Here is a 15,394-nt window from a genome sequence, read left to right as displayed (position 1 = left end):
CCCCGCCCCGGCGCCGGAAACGCCTGCGGCAGCGCGGATCGCGGTTGGGGTCACCCTTGGTGGGCGCGGGCGCTGTCGCGCAGGATGCGGGCGTAGCGGGCGACGGCGCGCACGCCGTCCTCGCCCAGCGGCTTGAGGACGTGTTCGCGCAGCAGGCGCACGTGGCGGGCGCGGGCCTCCTCGGCGAGGGCGCGGCCCTCGGGGGTGAGTTCGGCGTAGACGACGCGGCGGTCGTGGTCGCAGGAGGCGCGGACCACGTACCCCTTGGCCACCAGGCGGTCGGCGAGCTTGGTGAATCCGCCGCTGCTCAGGCTGACCTCGCGGGCCAGGGTGCTCATGGGCAGCCGGTTGCCCGGGGAGCGCTGGAGGCGGATCAGCACCTCGAACCAGGGGCCGGCCATGTCCTCGCCGCTGGGGTGGACACCGCGCAGCAGGAGCGGGGAGGTGTCGTTGAGGGCCTCGACCAGCAGGCCCCACGCGGTGATCAGGTCGTCGTCGCTGGGGGCGGCCGGGGTGTGGGGGGCGGCCGGAACGGCGCCGCCGCCCTCGCCGCCGACGCGTTCGGGGGCCACCGCCCCGGATCGTTCGCCCACCGGTGCCTCCCCTGGTCACGTGCGGCGGCCGGCCTGGTCAGCCCGCACCGCGAAACTACCGCGCGCCACCGACAGGCCCGCGTCTCCGCGCCTCTCTCCGGCTGACGGCTGCGGGGCCGGCGGGGAACGCTACGTGGTGTCGATTGTACGACATAAAACTTATCACAAGGAAATATCTTCCCAGAAAGGGACAACGCGGGCAGGCGACCTTCTCCCCGCCGCTCCCGCCCCACCCGTCCGCACCCTCCCGCACGCCCTCCCGCACACATCCTCCCCACGCACGCCGGCGCCCGGGGCACGACGGGCCGGTGGCCCGCCGCACCCCGGGCGCCGGGGATACGGCCTTCGGACGGACGGCGCTCGCCGCGGGTCGCCACGGGTCTTTGCAGGTCGCCGCGGCTCCCGACGGCGGCGCCGCCCGCCCGCGCTAGTGCCGCTGGGCGACAGCGTCCAGCGCGGCGCGCAGGGTCGACACCAGGTGGTCGATCTGCTCCCAGGTGATGACGAGCGGCGGCGACACCAGCAGCGAGTGCGGGATCGCGCGCAGGATCACGCCGCGGGCGCGGGCCTCGGCGAAGACCTCGGCGGTGGTGATCCCGCGCTGCTCCAGCGCCTCCTCGGTGAGCTGCACCGCCGCCATCACCCCGGTGCCCGAGCGGACCTCGCGCACCAGCGGGTGGTCGGCCAGCGTGCGCATGGCAGCGTCGAGCTGGGACTCCACCTCCAGTGCCACCGTGAACAGGTCCTCGCGCTCCAGGATGTCGAGGTTGGCCAGCGCGGCCGCGCAGCACGTGGGGTGCCCGGCGTAGGTGGTGCCGTGGTGGAACGGGTTGCCCGGCCGGTCCCAGAACGGCTCGGCGATCGCGCCGCTGGTGATGACGCCGCCCAGCGGCAGGTAGCCGCTGGACACGCCCTTGGCGAAGACGATCATGTCGGGGCGCACGCCGTAGCGCTCGATGCCGAACCAGTTGCCCATGCGGGCGAAGGCGCAGATCACGCTGTCCACGACGAACAGCACCCCGTACCGGCGGCAGACCTCCGAGACCCCGGCGAAGTACTCGGCGTCGACGGCGTAGACCCCGCCCGAGCCGATCACCGGCTCGGCGAAGAAGGCGGCCACCCGGTCCGGCCCCACCCGCAGGATCTCCTCCTCCAGCGCCCGCACGGAGTCGTGCGGCACCACGGAGTTCTCGCGCACCATGGTGCCGAACCCGGTGCGGAAGCGGTCCATGCCGATGATGCTGGTGCCCACCCCGTGCAGGCCGTGGTAGCCCCCGGTGCGGCTGATGAAGTGGGTCTTGCCGGGCCGGCCCAGCGCCGCCCAGTAGCGCCGCGCCAGTTTGGCCGCGGTCTCGATGGACTCCCCTCCGCCGCAGGTGAGGATCACCCGGGGATCGGCGACGGGGGCGTGCGCGGCCAGGCGCTCGCTCAGCTCCAGGGCCGGGGCGTTGGCGAAGTCGCCGTAGACGGTGAACGCGTCGAGCTGGGTCAACTGGCGGTGGACCGCGTCGGCGATCTCGGTGCGGCCGTGGCCGACGTTGCAGTACCAGAGGCTGGCGGTGCCGTCGAGGTAGCGGTCGCCGTTGTCGTCCCACAGCCACGGGCCCTCAGCGCGGGCCACGACGAACTTCGGCCCCTGCGAGACCGAGTACATATCGCTGAACGTGTGCCAGAAGCGGCTGGGCTCCACCCGCTCTAGCGGTGTGCGCGCATACGAAACCACTGTTTCGGTCATGAAGCGACCTCCGAGCCGAGCGTGCGTGCGAACGCATGCAGAAAAACGCCGAATGAAACAGCCGTTCCGCGAGTGCCCGGGATCCGGATCGCGGCAGGTGCCTGCAGGTTAAGTTCTATGAAGCGCCGCGAGCAAGAGGCGAAACAAAGAAGTCTCCCCCGATTAACAGGGATCATGCGCGGTACCCGTGCACGTGCTTGCCAAAACCCCGCCCCAGCAGGGAAAACGGGCGGAAAAAAAAGTTGCCGCAACAGGTTTTGGCCCCGCCCCATCCGGTCGTGGACCGGGTGGGACGGGGCCGTGCGCCCCGGCGCGGGAGGCCGGAGCCCTGTGTGTCCGCCGTCCTCCGCTGGTCTCGGCTGCTCACCCGCCTTCGCGGGCGGCGGCGCGCAGCGGGCCGGCGCCCCGCACCGCCCACACCCGGGCGCCGCGGGGCGCCCCGCCTCAGCCGCGCAGCACCGCGCCGGTGCGCTCGGCCGCCGCGGCCACGGCGGCGTCGCGGGCCGCCGCGATCTCCTCGGTCTTCAGCGTGCGGTCGGGCGCGCGGAACCGCAGCGCGTAGGCGAGCGAGCGCCGCCCCTCCCCCACCTGGGCGCCGGTGTAGACGTCGAACAACCGGACGTCCTCCAGCAGCGCGCCCGCGCCCTCGCGCAGCGCGCGTTCGACGTCGGCCGCCGGCACGGAGTCGGACACCACCAGGGCGACGTCCTGCAGCGCCACCGGGTAGCCCGACACCAGCGGCGCCCGCACCGGAGCGCCCGCCGCGCCGACGGCGTCGAGGTCCAGCTCCACGGCGACCGTGCGCTCGGGCAGGCCGAAGGCGGCGACCACGCGCGGGTGCAGCTCACCCGCGTGGCCCACCAGCCGCTCGCCGCCCTCGGCCGCCGCGTCGGCGACGTACAGCGCGGCGCAGCGGCCCGGGTGCCAGGGCGCGTACTGGGCGGCCCGCACGGTCAGCTCGGCGTTGGCCAGCCGGGCGACCTCGCGCGCGGTCTCGACCGCGTCGGCCCAGGTGGCGGCGCGGCCCGCACCCCACCAGCCGGGCAGGTCGCGGTGGCCCGCCATGACGGCCGCCACCCGGCGCGGCTGCTCGGGCAGCGCGGTCTGCAGCGCGGCCAGCTCCTCGGCCGTGGGACCGCGGTCGACCGGGGGCATCGGCGCCCGGTCGGGGGCGCCGGGCCGGGGCAGGAACACCGGGCCGATCTCGTAGAGCGCGAGGTCGCCGAACCCGCGCCCCACGTTGCGGACCAGCGCCTTGAGCAGGCCCGGCAGCAGCGTGGTGCGCAGCAGCGGCTCGTCGTCGTTCAGCGGGTTGGCCAGCTTCAGCGCGGTGCGGCGGACGTCGTCGGCCGGCAACTGGAGGTTGTCGAAGTCGCGCACACCCACGAACGGGTAGGCCATGACCTCGGCGAACCCGGTGGCGGCGAGTTTGCGGCCCACCGTGCGGCGCAGCCGCTGCTCGGGGGTCAGCCCGTGGCCGGCCCGCGCGCGCGGCGCGATGGAGGGGATCGCGTCATAGCCCTCCAGCCGGATGACCTCCTCGGCGAGGTCGTTGGGGTCGGTGAGGTCGGGCCGCCAGGTGGGCGGGACCACGCGCAGCGTGTCGCCGTCGGCCTCGACCGCGCACCCCACCTGCGCCAGCCGCTCCCGCACCCGCTCGCGCGGGTACTCCACCCCGGCCACGCGGGAGGGGTGGTCGGCCGCGACGGCGATGGGCGCGCGCGGCGCGGTGGTGTCGATGTGGGTGTAGCCGGGCTCGACCGCTCCCCCGCCCAGCTCGGCCAGCAGCCGCACCGCGCGGGTGGCCGCCGCGAGCTGGAGCGCGGAGTCCACCCCCCGCTCGAAGCGGCGCGAGGACTCCGAGGAGAGCTGGTGGCGGCGCGACGCGCGGGCGATGTGGGTCTCGGCGAAGTGGGCCGCCTCGATGAGCACGTTGGTGGAGTTGAGCCCGATCTCGGTGGTCAGCCCGCCCATGACGCCGGCGATGTTGATCGGCCCGGACTCGTCGGCGATGACGATGTCGTCGGGGTCCAGTGTCCGCTTGACGTGGTCGAGGGTCTCCAGCCGCTCGCCCGGCCGGGCCAGGCGGACCTCGATGGGCCCGCGCACCGCGTCGCGGTCCCAGGCGTGCAGCGGCTGGCCCAGCTCCATCATCACGTAGTTGGTGATGTCCACGGCCAGCGAGACCGACCGCACCCCGGTCAGGGCCAGGCGGCGCTTCATCCACAGCGGCGTGGGCGCCTCGGGGTCGAACCCGGTGACCCCGCGCAGCACGTAGCGGTCGCACACCGCCGGGTCGGCCACCGACGCCGGGTGCCCGCCGCCGGGCGCGCCGTCGGCCTCGACGTCGGCGGGGTCGCGGAAGGCGGTGCCGTAGGCCGCGGCGGCCTCGCGCGCCACGCCCCGCACCGACAGCGCGTAGCCGCGGTCGGGGGTGACGGCGATGTCGAGGACGTCCTCGCGCAGCCCCAGCAGCGCGTAGGCGTCGTCGCCGGGCGCGGCGGCGCCCTCGGGCAGCACGATGATGCCCGCGTGGTCCTCCCACAGGGCCAGCTCCGAGGCCGAGCAGATCATGCCCTCGGAGACGCGGCCGTAGGTCTTGCGGGCCCCGATGGCGAACCCGCCCGGCAGCTCGCTGCCGGGCAGCGCCACCACCACCAGGTCGCCTTCGGCGAAGTTGCGCGCGCCGCAGATGATGTTCTGCGGCTCGCCGGTGCCGTTGGCCGCGCCGACGTCCACCCGGCAGTAGCGGATCGGCTTCTTGAAGCCGGTCAGCTCCTCAATCTCCAGCACCCGGCCGACGTGGATCGGCCCGGTGATGTCGGCGCCGACCGCGTCGACGGTCTCGACCTCCAGCCCGAGCGCGATCAGCCGGGCCGCCAGCTCGCGGGCGGTGGTGCCCTCGGGCAGGTCGGTGTACTCCCTGAGCCAGGAAACGGGGACGCGCATCAGATCTCCATCCCGAACGCCGCGGTGAAGCGGACGTCACCCTCGACCATGTCGTGCATGTCGGCCACGCCGTGGGCGAACATCAGCGAGCGCTCCACGCCCAGGCCGAAGGCCCAGCCGCTGTAGCGGTCGGTGTCCACCCCGGCGGCGGTGAGCACGCGCGGGTTGACGATCCCGCAGCCGCCCAGCTCGATCCAGCCCTCCGAGGAGCAGGTGCGGCAGGGGTTGGCGGGGTCGCCGACCGAGGCGCCGCGGCACACGAAGCACTCCATGTCGACCTCGGCGGAGGGCTCGGTGAAGGGGAAGTAGGAGGGCCGGAACCGCGTGCGCAGCCCGCTGCCGAACATGCCGTCGACGAAGGCGTCGATGGCGCCGCGCAGGTGGCCCATGGTGATGCCCTCGTCCACGACCAGCCCTTCGAGCTGGTGGAAGACGGGGGTGTGGGTGGCGTCCAGCTCGTCGGTGCGGTAGGTGGTGCCCGGCGCCACGACGTAGACGGGCAGCTCGCGCTCGACCAGGGCGCGCACCTGCACCGGGGAGGTGTGGGTGCGCAGGACCGTCCGGGAGTCGCCCCCGGAGGGCGACTCCACGAAGAAGGTGTCCTGCATGGTGCGCGCGGGGTGGTCGGGCAGGAAGTTGAGCGCGTCGAAGTTGAACCACTCGGCCTCGACCTCGGGGCCCTCGGCGACGTCGAAGCCCATGGCCACAAAGATGTCGGCCATGCGCTCGGCCACCGTGGTCACCGGGTGGCGCCCGCCGGGGGTGGAGCGGCGGGTGGGCAGGGTGACGTCGACCGCCTCCTCGACCAGGACGCGGGCGTCGCGCTCCTCCTCCAGCTCGGCCTGGCGGCGCTTGAGCGCCTCGCCGATGTCGCGGCGGGCGCCGCCGACGCGCTTGCCCGCCTCGGCGCGGGCCGCCGGCGGCAGCGCGCCGATCTCGCGGTTGGCCAGGGCCAGCGGGGAGCGGTCGCCGGCGTGGGCCAGCCGCGCGGCCTTGAGCTGGTCGAGGTCGGCCGCGGCGGCGACGGCGGCCAGGGCCTCGTCGCGCATGCGGGCGACCTCGTCGGGGCTGAGCGGGGTCACCTCGACCGGATCGTATGAGTTGTTGGGTGCTGACATGATTGATCGCCTCGCCGCCGCGCGCGGGACGCGGGCGGCCGTTACGGCCCACCGCACACGCGGGGGCTCAAGCCGACAGGAACCTGGTGGAGACCGCCCGCCGCGGTGCCGCCCTAACGCGCCCTCTCAGGCGAACTCGGGGGTGCCGGCGGGCACGGTAAATCGGAACTCGGCACCGCCGCTGGGCGCGCGGCCGACCGTGATCGCGCCGCCGTGGGCCTCGATCAGGCCCTTGACGATGAACAGCCCCAGGCCGGTGCCGCCGCGGCGCCGGGTGCGCCAGAACCGGCGGAAGACACGCGGAACGGCCTCGGGCGCGATGCCCTTGCCTTCGTCGCGTACCAGCACCACGGCTCCGTCCTCGTAGGGCTCGATCACAATGGTGACAGTACCAGCGCCGTGGCGCACCGCGTTTTCCACCAGGTTGGCGAGGATCTGCTCGATCTTGTCGGCGTCCAGCCACAGCTCGGGCAGCGGGCCGCGGACGTCGAGCCGGTAGCGTTCGGCGGGCTCCCCCGCCGCCACCCGCCCGGCCACGAGTTTGCGGGCGAGGTCGGGCAGGTCGACCACCTGCTTGCGGATCTCCAGCCGGCCCGCCTCGATGCGCGACACGCTCAGCAGCTCGGTGATGAGCCGGGTGACGCGGTCGGCGTCGGCGTTGACGGTCTCCAGCATGAAGATCTTCTGCTTGTCGGTGAGGCGGTCCCACTTGCCCAGCAGGGTGGCGGTGAACCCCTTGACGCTGGTCAGCGGCGAGCGCAGCTCGTGGGCGACGGTGGAGACCAGGTCGGCGCGGCCGCGTTCGCCGCGCGCGCGGTGGGAGGCGTCGCGCAGGGTGATCACCAGCCGCGACAGCTCGCCGCCGGGGGTGTCGCGGACGTAGCGCGCGGCCACCAGGATCTCGCGGCCGTCGACCAGGAACAGCGGCCGCTCGGGCTGGCGGGTGCGGGTGCGCAGCCCGCCGTAGGGGTCGCTGCACTTCCACCAGTCGCGGCCGTCGGAGTCGTGCAGGGCGAGCACGTCGCGGAAGTCGCGGCCCAGCGCGGACTCGGCGGGCACCCGCGCCAGCCGGGCGGCCATGCGGTTGAAGGTGACGACGCGGCCGGCGCGGTCGGCCACGACCAGGCCGTCGGGCAGGTCCTCGGCCGTGAGCACGGGAGCCGCGCCCTGCGGGTCCGCGCCGGATCGCTCCCCTGGTTGGTCGCCGCCCACGACCGCCTCCCCATGCCTCATGTGACCGCCCGCCGGAGATCATTACCCGCGGACACCGCCCGCTACGCTCGGCAGTGCCCGCCGCTGTGGCTGTGAGGCGCCGTGCGCGCCCCTCACCGGCGGCTCGTGGATGAGAGCTTGAGCGTATCGGCAATACGGGGGAGGCGGGCAACCCGCCGAACGCGGGAAAAGCTGGGCATACGCGGGATGGCGCGGAAACGGCGGCGGCTCCGGGGCGGGCGGGTCCCGGCGGGCCGGTCCGAGCGCCCCGGGCGGCGGGCGGACCGCAGCGGGCTAGGCCCCGCCCGCGTGGCCCGCGGCGGGCGCGCCCGCGCGCTGCTGGCGCGCGGTGGTGTACAGGCACACGGCGGCGGCCGTGGCCAGATTCAGGCTTTCCGCCGAGCCGTAAATGGGGACGCTGACGGCGCCGTCGGTCAGCGCCACGGTCTCCTCGGGCAGGCCCCACGCCTCGTTGCCGAACACCCAGCCCACGGGGCCGTCGAGGCCCCCGGAGTCGGCCACGGCGTGCAGGTCGCGCTCGCCGCCGCCGTCGGCGGCGAAGACGCGGGCGCCGGCGGCCCGCAGGTGCGCCACCGCCTCGGCGACGGGCACGCCCACCACGATGGGCAGGTGGAACAGGCTCCCGGCCGAGGCGCGCACGCACTTGCCGTTGTAGGGATCGACCGAGGCGTCGGTGAAGACGACGACGTCGGCGCCGGCCGCGTCGGCGGTGCGCACGACGGTCCCGGCGTTGCCGGGGTCGCGCACGTGCGAGAGCACCGCGGCCAGGCGGATCTCGCCGACGTCGGCCAGGCCCACGTCGACGAAGTCGCACACCGCGAGCAGGCCCTGGGGGGTGACGGTCTGGGCCAGTTCGGCCATGACCTCCAGGCTCACCCGGTGGACGGGGATCCCGCGCGCGTGCGCGGCGTCGGCCAGGTCCGCGTGGCGCTGGGCGGCCTCGGCGGTGGTGAACAGCTCGTGCACCCCGCCGGGCGCCGCCAGCGCCTCGCGTACGGCCTGCGGGCCCTCGGCGAGGAAGCGCCGCTCACGCTGGCGGAACGCGCGCTTGGCGAGCCGACGAGCCCCCTTGATCCGGGGTGACCTGGCGCTGGTGAACTCGTGGCCCGCCATGGCTTGCGACGTCCCTGTGCTGCGACCGGGCTCAGGCCGCGGTCTGCTTGATGTCGCCGGGCAGGGCGTCCTTGGCGGTCGTGACGAGGGCGGCGAAGGCGGCCTCGTCGTTGACGGCCAGTTCGGCGAGCATGCGGCGGTCGACCTCGATGCCGGCGGCCTTGAGGCCCTGCATGAAGCGGTTGTAGGTCAGGCCGTGGGCGCGCGCACCGGCGTTGATGCGCTGGATCCACAGCCGGCGGAACTGCCCCTTGCGGTCCTTGCGGTCCCGGTAGGAGTAGGTCATCGAGTGGAGCATCTGCTCCTTGGCCTTGCGGTACAGCCGCGAACGCTGGCCGCGGTAGCCGCTGGCCCGCTCGAGGACGACCCGGCGCTTCTTCTTGGCGTTGAGAGCCCGCTTCACGCGTGCCACTGTGACTCCCTTAGTGGTTGGACATCCGACGCGTCCGCGGAGGGGGCAGGGGTCGCCCGCCGGTTCCCGGCGCTGTCGAAGGGTGTGGAAGGAACGGTCCGGCTCTAGGCGCGGTTGCCGAGAAGCTTCTTGATCTTCTTGACGTCGTTCTGGGCCAGCTCGACCTGGCCGGAGATGCGTCGGGTGCGCTTGCTCGGCTTGTGCTCCAGCAAGTGGTTCTTGTTGGCGCGGAGGCGCATGATCTTGCCCGAGCCGGTCACGCGGAAGCGCCTGCTGGCGCCGCTGTGCGTCTTGTTCTTACTCTTCGACATGATCGCCGTCGTCTCCTACCTGCTCATCGATCGGCGCCACCGGGTTTGTGGTGGCGCGGCTACTGTGGGCACAGCACATCGGCACGCCGCGGTGTACCGCCGCCGCCGATGGCGACGGTGGTACACCGCGGTGCATCAACGTACTCCGGGCTGACGCCTACGGCCGGCGTCGGCCGCGAGTCAGCTGCCCTGCCCGGCCTGCTCCTCCTGGCGCTGCTCGCGCCGGGGTCGGGGGCCGGCCGCGCGGGCCTCGGCCTTGTGCTCGGACCGCCGCTTGTGGGGGCCGATCACCATGACCATGTTGCGGCCGTCCTGCTTGGGCTGGGACTCCACCGCGCCCAGGTCCTGGACGTCCTCCGCCAGGCGGGCCAGCAGGCGGCGCCCCAGTTCGGGACGGGACTGCTCGCGACCGCGGAACATGATCGTCACCTTGACCTTGTCCCCGCCCTTGAGGAACCGGACGACGTGACCCTTCTTGGTCTCGTAGTCGTGCGGGTCGATCTTGGGGCGGAGCTTGATCTCCTTGATGATCGTGTTCGACTGGTTCCGGCGCGACTCGCGCGCCTTGACCGCGGACTCGTACTTGTACTTGCCGTAGTCCATCAGCTTGGCGACCGGCGGGCGGGCCGTGGGCGCGACCTCGACGAGGTCGAGCTGGGCCTCCTCGGCCAGGCGCAGGGCGTCCTGCACCGGGACGATGCCGACCTGCTCTCCGTTGGGTCCGACGAGTCGGACCTCGGCCACCCGGATTCGGTCATTGATGCGGGGCTCGGCGCTGATGGGACCCCTCCCTAGCTTTGTCGTAATTCCTATGGGGGGCCACCCGGTCCGTACGCGGACCCTGAAAGCGAAAACCCCGCCAGCGGTGTGCAAGCGGGGTGATCCACCGGTACGCGTCGGGACCGGCGGGGCGAACCGCCACCGCCGCGACGCGTGAGCCGCCGTTGCCGACGACTACGGCACACCCACTGGTGCGCCGCCGACCGGAACCCGCCCGGAGCTGCGCCCCGGCAGGTGGGAGGATCCGCCTCCGCTTACGCGTGTCCGGCGCTTGGCGCGCCGGATCAAGTCAGAACACCACTCTATCAGGAAATCCGCCCTACCCAGTACCGCACCGGGCGGCCGGGTGGCAACCACCCCTGCCAACGCCGCCGGCCGGGGCGCTATTCCCCGAACCGCCCGCGCCATGGGGCCTGCCGCGCGTTGTCGGAAGGCATGGGGGCTAGGTCCTGTTTTTTGAAAGGTCTGCGGGGCGGGCTGGTCTTCGGTAATCCTTGGGATTCATGGTCCGACGCCATGAACTCACCGACGCCGAGTGGGACCTGCTCGCCCCGCTCATGCCCGCCCACCCCCGCAAAGGCAAGCGGTGGGCCGACCACCGCCGCGTCATCAACGCCATCCTCTACCGCACCAGGACAGGCATCCCCTGGCGCGACCTGCCCGAACGCTACGGCCCCTGGGAAACCGCCGCCGGACGCCACCGCCGCTGGTGCCTGGACGGCACCTGGCAGCGCATCGCCGACCGGCTGCGCATCGACGCCCTCACCGGCGCCGAACTCACCGCCGGTATCGACTCCACCGTGATCCGCGCCCACCACCACGCCGCCGGAGCCCCAAAAAAGGGGAGGCGGCCCGGGACGAAGGGGACAGGGCCCAAGCACTCGGGCGCTCGCGGGGCGGCTGGTCCACCAAGATCCACCTGATCGCCGACACCCGCCGGCGGCCGCTGGTCCTGGCCCTCACCCCCGGCCAGCACGCCGACACGGTGATGCTGCGGCCTCTGCTGGAGCGGCTGCGCCTGGCGCGCTCCGGGGGGCGGGCGCGCACCCGCCTGGACCGGTTGCTGGGCGATAAGGCCTACTCCAGCCGCGCCAACCGGTCCTACCTGCGCCGGCGCAAGACCAAGGCGACCATCGCCGAGCCCGCCGACCAGCGGGCCAACCGGCTGCGGCGCGGTTCGGCGGGCGGCAGGCCCCCGTCCTTCGACCGGGAGGCCTACCGCTTGCGCAACACCGTCGAGCGCGCGATCAACCTGCTCAAGCAGAACCGCGCGGTGGCCACCCGCTATGACAAGCGGGCCGTGATCTTCGAGGGCACCGTCCAGGTGGCCTCGATCAGAATCTGGCTGCGCGACCTTACCCGTTCAACAAACACTGCCTAGGCGCCGCCGGACGCGGCGCGCCGCGCCAACTCGGCCAGCCCGGCCTCGCGCATGGCCGCCACCGGCGCGCGCTCGGCACCGGTCATCAGCTCCACCTGCCGGGCGGCCTGGTGCAGCAGCATCGCGAACCCGCCGACCACGGTGCCCCCGGCGGCCTCGACGGCGGCGGCCGCCGCCGTGGGCCAGGGGGCGTAGACCACGTCGAACAGCGCCGCGCCGCTGCCGGCCAGCTCGGCGGCGTAGGGGTCGGCCGCACCCGAGGGCAGGGTGGAGACCACCAGGTCCACCCCCAGGTGCCGGCCGATGTCGGCGAGCGGCGCCACGGACACGCGCGTCTTCAGGCGTTCGGCGGCGGCCACCACGCCCCCGGCGCGCGCGGGGTCGCGGGCCAGCACGGTCACGGCGCCCTCAGCGGTGGCGCCCAGGTCGCGCAGCGCGGCGACGGCCGAGGCGGCGGTGGCGCCGCCGCCCAGCACCGCCGCCGAGGCGACCCGGTGCACGCCCCGCTCGGCCAGCGCGGCGGTGATCCCGTGGACGTCGGTGTTGTAGGCACGGCGCCGGCCGCCGGCGAACACCAGCGTGTTGGCGCCGCCGACCTCCTGGGCGGCGGCGTCGGCCTCGTCGGCCAGCTCCAGCGCGGCGCGCTTGAGCGGCATGGTCAGCGACAGGCCGGCCCAGGAGGCGTCGCACTCGGCCAGGAAGGCGGCCAGGCCGGGCTCGGCGCACTCGTGGCGGGAGTAGGTCCACTCCCCGTCCAGGCCCAGCGCGGTGTAGGCCGCCGTGTGCAGCACCGGCGACAGGGAGTGGGCGATCGGCGAGCCCAGGACCGCCGCGCGTCTCACAGGTCTCCTCGATTCTGCTCGAACTCCAGCTTGAGCTGCTCGAATTCCTCGTAGGTCTCGGCGAACTCGGTGACGCCGTTCTCGGGGTCGGTGGCCACGAAGTACAGCCACTCCCCCTCGGCGGGGTTCAGCGCCGCCTCGATGGCCTGCCGGCCGGGGCTGACGATGGGCCCGGCCGGCAGGCCGGTGCGGCCGTAGGTGGCGTACTCGCTGTCAGCGGCCTTGCACTCGGCGAGCTGGTCGTTGGTCAGTGCGATGCCGTACTCGCCGATGACGTAGAAGCAGGTGCTGTCCATGCCCAGCTCCATGACGGCTTCGAGCCGGTTGTAGACCACGCGGGCGACCTTGGGCATGTCCTCGGCCGAGCCCGACTCCGCCTGGACGATCGCGGCGACCGCCATGGCCTCGTTGGGCGTGAGGTTGCGCTCGGCGGCGGCGTCCTCCAGGTCGACGTCCTCGGCGACCTCGTGGAACCGGTCGACCATGCGCCGCAGCAGCGCCGAGGCGTCGGCGTCGGCGGGCATGTCGTAGGTGTCGGGGAACAGGTAGCCCTCGGCGCCCTGCTCGGCGTAGTCGGGCAGGCCCAGCGCCTCGGTGTCCTCCAGGGCGGCGCGCAACTCCTCCATGGGGATGCCGGTGTTCTCGTGGAGCAGCCGCAGCACCTCGTCGGCGCGCAGGCCCTCCTTGAAGGTGATGTGGGCCTGGAGCCGCGCGGAGGGGTCCATCAGCAGCTCCACGGCGGCGTCGCCGCTCATCTGCTCGTGCAGCCGGTAGGTGCCGGGCGCGACGTTGCCGCCGTGGGAGCCCAGCGCGTTGAGGAACGCGCCCGGGCTGGCGACGACCCCCTGGGCGACCAGTTCGTCGGCGATGGCCTGCCCGGTGGCGCCCTCCTCGACCACGATCTCGACCGAGCCGCTGCCCTCACCCTCGTAGTCGGGCGGGAACAGGTAGGTGCGGCCGAGCGCGAACCCGCCGGCGCCCACCCCGGTGACCAGGGCCAGGGCCACCACCACGGTCACGCCCTTGCGGGGCCGGGAGCGGGCGGTCCGGGCCCGGCGCGCGGCGCGGCGGCCGCCCGGGGCGGGGGTCTCGCCGTCGGGGTCTGGAGCGCTCCCGGCGCGCGCGGCGCGGCGGCCGCCGCGCCGGGACCGGCGGGGGCGGTCGTCGTCCTCGTCGTCGGCGGGGGCCGCGCCGTGCTCCTCGGCGGTGTCGGTGTCGTCGGGCCCGGGATCGGCGCCGCGGGCCCGCCTGCGGCGCGCCGGCGCGGCGGCGCGGCCGTCCGGATCGCCGCCGCGGGCGCGGCGGCCCCGGGGCGCGGGCTCGTCGGCGAGGTCGGTCCCGGCCTCACCCGGGGCGGCCTCGGCCGGTGCCGCGGCCGAGGCGAACCCGGCCTGGGCGACGAAGTCGGGGTAGCGCTCCAGGGCGCCGGTGTCGTGGCGGTCGCGGCGGTGGCCACCGCCCGCCGCGCCCTCGGCGCGGCGGGGCGCGGCGGGGTCGGCGTCGGCCCCGAAGGGGTCGGTGTCGGCCCCGCGCCGGCGGCGGCCGCCGCGCGGGGCGGGGTCGTCGGCGGCGGGCAGCGGGCCGGTGTCGCCGCGGCGGCGCCGGCGGCCCGCGGGCTGGTCGTCCTCCGGCGCGGCCTCGGCCGGGAAGGGGTCGGTCTCGGCGCGGCGGCGCCGGCGCCCCCGCCCGTCGTCGGGCTCGGGGTCGGCCGCCGGGAACGGGTTGGTCTCGGCCCGGCGGCGCCGCCGCCCGGAGCGGGCGTCGTCGTCGGTGTCGCGGGGCCGCTTGCGGCGCACCGGCACGGAGTCGAAGTCCAGCGTGCGCGGCGGCACGGGGTGGAACTCCTCGTCCTCGCCGGGCGCGGGCCGGGTCCAGGCCAGGTGCTCCTCGGCCTCGTCCACGCGCCCCCGCCGGCGGCGGCCGCGCGGCGCGGCGGTGTCCTCGACGGCGGCGGAGGGCGCGGTGTGCGGGCCGGTGCCGGCGTCGTCGGGCGCCTCGGGCGCGCGGTGGCGGCGGCCGCGCGGGCGCGCGGCGGGGTCGGTGTCGGCCGGTGCCGCCGGGGCACCGGCGTCAGGGCTCCAGCGGCGCGGCCGGGTCGGCAGCTCGGCCTCGCTGTCGAAGGCGCTGGGCCGCGTGGGCAGGTCGGTGCCCGGGCCGGGGCGGCCGGGTTCGGCGCGGCCGGGCCAGGGGTCGGTCAGCGGGTCGACCACCGGGCGGGAGTGCGCGGAGGCGCGCGCCGGCCAGGGGTCGGTGAGCGGATCGGCGACCTGGCGCCCGCCCGCAGCGGGCGGGCCGGTCCGCGGCCAGGGGTCGGTCAGCGGGTCGGAGCCGCCTTCGGGCGGGCGGCGCCGGCGGCCCCGCCGGCCGTGGCCGGTCTCGGAGTCGTCGTAGGGGGTGCGGTCGCTCATGCGGTCTCCCCGATGGTCTCACCGGGTGGGCGGCCGGTGTGCCGCTCGGTGTCGAGGGCGCTCTGCAGCAGTACCGTGGCGGCGGCCTGGTCGATGACGGCGCGGCGGGCCCGGCCGCCGCGCGCGCCGCGGGCGCCCATCGAGGCGCCCTGGCGGAGCTGGTCGGCGGCGGTGACCGTGGTCAGCCGCTCGTCGACGAGCCGCACCGGCACCGGCGCGATCCTGCGCGCCAGGGCCGCGGCGAAGGAGCGGGACCTGCGGGCGGCGGGCCCCGCCTCCCCGGAGAGGGAGGCGGGGTAGCCGACGACGACCTCGCACGCCTCGTGCTCGGCCACCAGGTGGGCGATGCGGTCGAGGTCGCCGGCGCCGCGGCGCACGGTCTCCACGGGGGTCGCCAGCAGGCCGCTGGGATCGCTGCGGGCGATCCCGATCCGGGTGCCGCCGGGATCGACCGCGATGCGTACTCCGTGCCTCAAGAAACGGGCTCCCCCACGAGGCGGCGGGGAGCGGCGGTTCGGA

At 74.9% G+C, this 15,394-nt stretch carries 12 protein-coding genes and 1 pseudogene; 1 reads left to right on the top strand and 12 read right to left on the bottom strand.

Annotated features, from left to right (window positions below; genetic code table 11):
* Nucleotides 1-50 precede the first annotated feature (50 nt).
* The 9 genes from HNR12_RS25435 to infC form a co-directional block, all read right to left on the bottom strand.
* Nucleotides 51-488 carry a MarR family winged helix-turn-helix transcriptional regulator gene (locus HNR12_RS25435; protein ID WP_218903394.1) on the bottom strand — a complete coding sequence of 146 codons (438 nt, stop codon included), beginning with the start codon at nucleotides 486-488 and terminating at the stop codon, nucleotides 51-53.
* Nucleotides 489-1,020: 532 nt separating this feature from the next.
* Entirely contained in the window at nucleotides 1,021-2,247 is a 1,227-nt protein-coding gene (locus HNR12_RS25430; RefSeq protein WP_179770909.1) for an aminotransferase family protein, read from the bottom strand.
* A gap of 525 nt (nucleotides 2,248-2,772) precedes the next feature.
* Nucleotides 2,773-5,277 (bottom strand): phenylalanine--tRNA ligase subunit beta, encoded by a 2,505-nt coding sequence (gene pheT / locus HNR12_RS25425; protein WP_179769914.1) that lies wholly within the window; start codon nucleotides 5,275-5,277, stop codon nucleotides 2,773-2,775.
* Nucleotides 5,277-6,395 carry a phenylalanine--tRNA ligase subunit alpha gene (gene pheS / locus HNR12_RS25420; protein ID WP_179769913.1) on the bottom strand — a complete coding sequence of 373 codons (1,119 nt, stop codon included), beginning with the start codon at nucleotides 6,393-6,395 and terminating at the stop codon, nucleotides 5,277-5,279. The genes pheT and pheS overlap by 1 nt, the downstream gene beginning before the upstream one ends.
* Nucleotides 6,396-6,521: 126 nt before the next feature.
* Nucleotides 6,522-7,628 (bottom strand): sensor histidine kinase, encoded by a 1,107-nt coding sequence (locus tag HNR12_RS25415; RefSeq protein ID WP_179769912.1) that lies wholly within the window; start codon nucleotides 7,626-7,628, stop codon nucleotides 6,522-6,524.
* 273 nt (nucleotides 7,629-7,901) lie between these two features.
* The gene (locus tag HNR12_RS25410) at nucleotides 7,902-8,741 is read right to left on the bottom strand and encodes a TrmH family RNA methyltransferase (protein WP_179769911.1); all 840 of its coding nucleotides are present in this window, start codon (nucleotides 8,739-8,741) and stop codon (nucleotides 7,902-7,904) included.
* Nucleotides 8,742-8,772: 31 nt separating this feature from the next.
* Entirely contained in the window at nucleotides 8,773-9,153 is a 381-nt protein-coding gene (rplT, locus tag HNR12_RS25405) for a 50S ribosomal protein L20 (protein WP_179769910.1), read from the bottom strand.
* 104 nt (nucleotides 9,154-9,257) lie between these two features.
* On the bottom strand, nucleotides 9,258-9,464 hold the full coding sequence (gene rpmI, locus HNR12_RS25400) for a 50S ribosomal protein L35 (RefSeq protein ID WP_179769909.1): 207 nt from the start codon (nucleotides 9,462-9,464) through the stop codon (nucleotides 9,258-9,260).
* A gap of 180 nt (nucleotides 9,465-9,644) precedes the next feature.
* A complete protein-coding gene (gene infC, locus HNR12_RS25395; protein WP_308118880.1) occupies nucleotides 9,645-10,226 on the bottom strand; it encodes a translation initiation factor IF-3 in 582 nt (193 codons plus the stop codon).
* A 521-nt stretch (nucleotides 10,227-10,747) separates the two neighbouring features.
* Between infC and HNR12_RS25390 the strand changes: the two are divergent.
* Nucleotides 10,748-11,625: pseudogene (locus tag HNR12_RS25390) on the top strand (IS5 family transposase).
* On the opposite strand, the gene HNR12_RS25385 reads toward HNR12_RS25390, so the two are convergent.
* Genes HNR12_RS25385 through ruvX form a run of 3 tightly spaced genes read right to left on the bottom strand, consistent with a single transcriptional unit; the run spans nucleotide 11,622 to nucleotide 15,351 of the window.
* A complete protein-coding gene (locus tag HNR12_RS25385) occupies nucleotides 11,622-12,467 on the bottom strand; it encodes a shikimate dehydrogenase (RefSeq protein ID WP_179769908.1) in 846 nt (281 codons plus the stop codon). The pseudogene HNR12_RS25390 and the gene HNR12_RS25385 sit on opposite strands and share 4 nt — an antisense overlap.
* Entirely contained in the window at nucleotides 12,464-14,875 is a 2,412-nt protein-coding gene (gene mltG / locus HNR12_RS28810; RefSeq protein ID WP_246425171.1) for an endolytic transglycosylase MltG, read from the bottom strand. The genes HNR12_RS25385 and mltG overlap by 4 nt, the downstream gene beginning before the upstream one ends.
* Nucleotides 14,872-15,351: a Holliday junction resolvase RuvX gene (gene ruvX / locus HNR12_RS25375; protein WP_179769907.1), complete on the bottom strand. Its 480-nt coding sequence runs from the start codon at nucleotides 15,349-15,351 to the stop codon at nucleotides 14,872-14,874. Before ruvX ends, mltG begins: the two co-directional genes overlap by 4 nt.
* Between the last annotated feature and the right edge of the window lie 43 nt (nucleotides 15,352-15,394).

This window comes from Streptomonospora nanhaiensis, assembly GCF_013410565.1.
GTDB lineage: Bacteria > Actinomycetota > Actinomycetes > Streptosporangiales > Streptosporangiaceae > Streptomonospora > Streptomonospora nanhaiensis.
The sequence above is the reverse complement of the archived record's forward strand: the minus strand, read 5'-3'. Positions and strand labels throughout refer to the sequence as shown.